The sequence below is a fragment of the Streptomyces sp. NPDC098789 genome (assembly GCF_044759975.1).
Classification (GTDB): Bacteria; Actinomycetota; Actinomycetes; order Streptomycetales; family Streptomycetaceae; genus Streptomyces.
This window is the reverse complement of sequence record NZ_JBIWAJ010000055.1, coordinates 1-4,826: the sequence shown is the minus strand read 5'-3', so window position 1 is coordinate 4,826 and position 4,826 is coordinate 1. Positions and strand designations below refer to the sequence as shown.

The following is a 4,826-nucleotide window of genomic DNA, read 5'->3' as shown; positions in this document are numbered from 1 at the left end:
ACTCTTTCGTGTCCGATTCCCGGTCGAAGCGGGTTTCGCTTTCCAGTTCTTCGCTTTCGCGCTTTCCCTTTCCGGCGAGTCCGACTCTATCAGAAGTTTCGGACCGGTTCTCCCGGCGTTCACAACTGAAAAAGAGCGGAGTGCACCCCTGATGGAATTCAATTCCATGGGAGGGGGGCGGTCAGACTCTAAACCATCGCTGCCGAACTTGTCCAGTTCGAGGCAACCGTTCGACTCTACCCAGCCACCACTCCCGTGTCAACGCCCCCGCGTACGCCGGCGGCCGGGCCCGGCGTCAACCCAGTACGAACGGGAGCCGGCCCGCCAGTCCGCCCAGCTCGGCGGCTTGTTCAGCGGTCGGGGACCGGCGCCCGGTGCCGATCAGCAGAGCTTCCCGGTCGGAGAACGACGGCGGGAACGGCTCGCCCGCGATCGCCTCCAGCAGCTCGCGCGAGCCGGCGAGGTCCTCCTGCGGCGGCTGGGCGGCGTCCGGGAGGTGCGCGATCAGATCGAGGTGGTGCAGGGTCCACTCCAGGACGTACGCACGGAGGTAGTCCCCCGCGGTGAGGACCTCGCCCTTGGTTCCCACCCGCATCGCACGGTCGGCCAGGGCAGCGGCGCGGCCTGCGGCGGACCCCACGTCGTCGAGGTGGAAGGTGAGCAGCCACGGCTCCCCGTACGCGGCGGCGAGGCGGACGACCAGTGCGTCGAGCGGGTCCTGTCCCGTCGGGGCCTCGACGAGGTCCCAGTACGTCACCGCGTCCCGGGTCGATTCCGCGTCGACCGGGGTGACCAGCGTGATCAGCACGTCCTGGGCATCGATGACCAGATGGCACACCAGGTCGCGCACGAGCCACCCCGCGCAGCCGGAGGGCCGCGCGAAGTCCTCGTCCGTCAGCTCGGCGACCGCCGCCCGCAACGCCGCCCAGGACCGCGAGAAGTCGTCCACGCCCGCAACCTAACAGCGCCCCGCGCTCAGAGGGCGGCTTCCTCGCCGGTCGACCCGCCCGGCGACGGCGCCGCGGGGACGTTCAAGGTGAAGGTGGTGCCGGGTGCCGGGGCGGCCGGGCGGGCCGTGAGGGTGCCGCGGTGCCGGTGGGCGATGTCGCGCGCGATGGCGAGCCCGAGGCCGCTGCCGCCGGCGTCGCGGGTGCGGGCCTCGTCGAGCCGGGTGAAGCGTTCGAAGACCCGCTCGCACTCGTCGGGGGTGAGGGGGGTGCCGTCATTGTGGACGGTGACCGTGCAGGTACCTCCGTCGTCGGTGATGGCGACGGCGAGGACCACGGCGGTGCGCGCGTGCCGCACGGCGTTGTCGAGGAGGTTGCGCAGCAGCCTGTGCAGCTGGAGCCCGTCGCCGCGGACCGGCGCCTGCTCCGGGCCCGGGTCGAGGGTGACGGGGTGGCCCAGGTCCCGGTACTCCAGGACGAGTTCGCGGGTCAGCCCCGCGAGGTCCACCAGCGAGCGGGGGGCCGGCCCGTCGGGGCGGGCCAGCAGGAGCAGGTCCTCGGTGAGGCCGTGGATCCGGCGGGTGGCGACGAGGGCGCCCTCCAGAACCTCGGTCGGATCGATGCTGTCGGGGTGCTCCAGTGCGGTTTCGAGTTGGTAGTGCAGGGCGGCCAGGGGGGAGCGCAGCTCGTGGGCCGCGTCACCGACGAAGCGGCGCTGGCGCTCGACGGCGTCCTCCAGGCGGTCGAGGGTGCTGTTCGTCGTCCTGGCGAGTGCCCGGATCGGGTCGCGGCCTTCGGGAACCGGCACCCGGCGGTCGAGGCTGTCGTCGGTGATCTCGGCGACCTCGCGCCGCATCGCGTCGACCGGGCGCAGCGAACGCCGGGTGGCGGCCCAGGCCGTCGCGGCCACCACCAGCGCGGCGGCGGGTACACCCGCAACGAGGGGCGCCGTGAGCGCGTCGGACACGTACGCGGCGACGTACGGCGGTACGAGGATGTAGAGAGTGGACCGGCACGAGCCGTCGGACTCGGTGGGGTGCCCGCAGCCGTCCGCTGGGGTGATCACCGGAATACTGACCACGAAGAGGCTCTGGTGGGACAGGCTGTGCGCCTCCGCGTGGGCGATCTGCTCCGCCGCTGCGGGATACCCGCCCGCGCTGCGCAGGCTGCCGTCCGGGAGGTGGAAGCGCGACCGTTCCCTCTCGTCCACTTCACCGAGGCGCACGGTACGGGTGTGGGGATTGCCTACGGCCCGCTGTCCGGGCGGGTCCGGGGGCGGCGGCGGAAGCAGCGACGTGAGGCCCGCCAGGTACGTGGCCCCTCCCGACACGGTGACGACGCGGCCGTCCCTGTCGATCTGTACGAACGGCCCGTCGCCCGGGGCAGGCGGGCCGTCCTTCCAACCCCGGGCCGCCTGGTCCGCCAACCGCAGCGACAGCTCCAGCGCGCGCTGGTCGGACTCCCCGTACACCGCGTCGTAGAGGTACCGCTGGAACGACCAGGCGCCGATGCCGAAGAGGACCAGGGCGGCGAGCCCGGCCACGAGCGCGGTACGCAGCGGGGTGGACAGCCGGCGCACGAGACGCACCGGATTCGGCATCCGCGTCCGGTGCGGGTGATCAGCCCGCACGGCGTTCCTGGAGGGTGTCGAGGCGGTAGCCGCGGCTGCGGACGGTCTCGATGGTGTGCGTCCCGAAGGGGGCGTCCACCTTCTTGCGCAGCGCGGAGACGTACACCTCCACGATGGCGGTACCGCCCGTGTAGGCCGGGTCCCACACCTCGTCGAGGATCGCCTCCTTCGACACGGGCTGGTCCGGTGTGTGCATCAAGCAGGCGAGGATCGCGAACTCCTTTGGTGTGAGGGCCAGTTCGGAGTCCCCGCGGCCCGCCCGTCGAGCGGCGAGGTCGACCCACAGGTCTCCCGCGCGCAGGACGGACCGGTCGTCGCTACCTCCCGCGCCGCCCCGGCGCAGCAGGGCGCGGAGCCGGGCGAGGAGGACGACCGAGGAGAACGGCTTGACCAGGTAGTCGTCGGCTCCGGTGTCCAACCCCTCGGCCTCGTCGTGGGCGCCGTCCTTCGCGGTGAGCATCAGCACGGGCGTGTCCACGCCCACGGCGCGCAGGGCGGCGCAGATCCGGTAGCCGTTCAGGCCGGGGAGCATGAGGTCGAGCACGATCACCGCGTGGTCGCCGGTGAGGGCGCGCTCCAGCCCCGCCCTCCCGTCGGCCACGAGCTCGACGCGGTACCCCTCCGCGGTCAGGCCGCGGCGCAGCGCGGGGCCGAGCTGAGGATCGTCCTCGACGACCAGGATCTCTTTCATGCACCCAAGACTTGCATGCGCTTTGTACCGATTCCTGAAGGTGATCTTTAGGATCTTCAGGACATCTTTGGGCTGACTCCCGCACTCTGCTGGCCGGTCGCACGACGACCGACCCACCCCCCGATCCGTCAGCAGACCAGGAGAACCCCTCGCATGCCCCGCACACCGCGCCGTCCCGTCCCCTCCGACGCCCCGCCCCGCAGCCGCCGGACCGGCCGGCGCCGCGCCGCGGCGGCGGCCCTCGGCCTGGTGGTGAGCGGCGCGCTCCTCACCGGTTGCGGCCAGGGGCGCACCACCCCGGCCGAGGCACGCGCCGGCGCCGCGGCGGACGGCAGCACGCCGGCGGTGGACTGCCGCAAGGAGAAGTGCATCGCGCTGACCTTCGACGCCGGCCCCGGCCCGCACACTCCCCAACTCCTGGACATCCTCAAGGAGAAGAAGGTCCACGCCACCTTCTTCCTCCTCGGCAAGAACCACGTCGTACCGCGCCCCGACCTGGTCCGCCGAGAAGCCGCCGAGGGCCACGAGATCGGGAACCACACCTGGAGCCACGAACGCCTGGACGAGCTGTCCACCGAACGGATACGGGACGAACTCGGCCGCACCCAGGAGGCGATCAAGAGCGTCACCGGCAAGGCCCCCACGCTCATGCGCCCGCCCCAGGGCGGCACGAACGACAAGGTGCACGCGGTCACCCGGTCCCTCGGCCTGTCGGAAGTCCTGTGGAACGCCACCGCGAGCGACTACGCCACGACGGACACGAAGCTCATCGGCGACCGGATACTCAAGCAAGCCACCCGGGACGGCATCATCCTGCTCCACGACATCTACGACGGCACGGTCCCCGCGGTGCCCAGGATCATCGACGAACTCCGCTCCCGCGGCTACGTCTTCGTCACCGTCCCCCAGCTCCTGGCCCCCGCCGCTCCCCAACCGGGCGCCGTCTACCACCCCTGACCTGAGTGCACCGTGCGCGGACCACGGCTGCGAGGCTGTGCCCATGGATGTGGGAGCACTCGATGCGGACGACTACGAGTCGGTGCACCGCGCGAGCCGAGGTCTGGCCGCGCGGTACGGAATGCTGACGCTCAACGCCGCGTTGGAGGCGTGGGAAGCATGCGTGCAGGACGCCGAGGACGGGTTCGACGCCGAACTCGTCTGGGAGTACGAGAACGAGCTCCGCTGCCGGCACTGGCTCGCAGCGGCCTGGCCCGTACTCACCGAGCGCGTCCGGGCCGCACGACAAGCGGAGCTGGACGCGCTGGACGCCCGATACCGGCTGGCCACCGTGCCTCTGCCCGGCCAGGGCGACGATGCGCCGTGGCACTCCCGGCGGCCGCGGCTCATCGGATGAGCACGAGAGCGGCCCGGAGCCGAGCGGATATGGAATGGGGTCGGAATGGACCCGGAACGGACCCGGAACGCAGAAAAGCCCCGCACCATAAGGTGCGGGGCTTTCCCGAAAAAATTGTTCGGCGGCGTCCTACTCTCCCACAGGGTCCCCCCTGCAGTACCATCGGCGCTGAAAGGCTTAGCTTCCGGGTTCGAAATGTAACCG

General features: G+C 71.4%; 5 protein-coding genes and 1 rRNA gene. 2 read left to right on the top strand and 4 right to left on the bottom strand.

The window, feature by feature from the left end; all coding sequences use genetic code 11:
• Window positions 1-295: 295 nt before the first annotated feature.
• From ACIQWR_RS41340 to ACIQWR_RS41330, 3 genes are read right to left on the bottom strand one after another with little or no spacing between them, the layout of a single operon-like run.
• On the bottom strand, window positions 296-949 hold the full coding sequence (locus tag ACIQWR_RS41340) for a maleylpyruvate isomerase N-terminal domain-containing protein (RefSeq protein WP_404021305.1): 654 nt from the start codon (window positions 947-949) through the stop codon (window positions 296-298).
• A gap of 26 nt (window positions 950-975) precedes the next feature.
• Window positions 976-2,535 (bottom strand): sensor histidine kinase, encoded by a 1,560-nt coding sequence (locus tag ACIQWR_RS41335; protein ID WP_404021302.1) that lies wholly within the window; start codon window positions 2,533-2,535, stop codon window positions 976-978.
• A gap of 31 nt (window positions 2,536-2,566) precedes the next feature.
• Complete coding sequence (locus ACIQWR_RS41330) at window positions 2,567-3,268, bottom strand: response regulator transcription factor (protein WP_404021300.1); 702 nt, start codon at window positions 3,266-3,268, stop codon at window positions 2,567-2,569.
• 153 nt (window positions 3,269-3,421) lie between these two features.
• On the opposite strand from ACIQWR_RS41330, the gene ACIQWR_RS41325 reads away from it, so the two are divergent.
• Both ACIQWR_RS41325 and ACIQWR_RS41320 read left to right on the top strand, forming a co-directional pair.
• Window positions 3,422-4,225, top strand: a complete 804-nt coding sequence (locus ACIQWR_RS41325) for a polysaccharide deacetylase family protein (RefSeq protein ID WP_404021298.1) — start codon at window positions 3,422-3,424, stop codon at window positions 4,223-4,225.
• A 43-nt stretch (window positions 4,226-4,268) separates the two neighbouring features.
• The gene (locus ACIQWR_RS41320; protein ID WP_404021295.1) at window positions 4,269-4,622 is read left to right on the top strand and encodes a hypothetical protein; all 354 of its coding nucleotides are present in this window, start codon (window positions 4,269-4,271) and stop codon (window positions 4,620-4,622) included.
• 116 nt (window positions 4,623-4,738) lie between these two features.
• Here ACIQWR_RS41320 and rrf read toward each other — a convergent pair.
• Window positions 4,739-4,826: ribosomal RNA gene (rrf, locus tag ACIQWR_RS41315) — 5S ribosomal RNA — on the bottom strand; the annotation flags it as partial.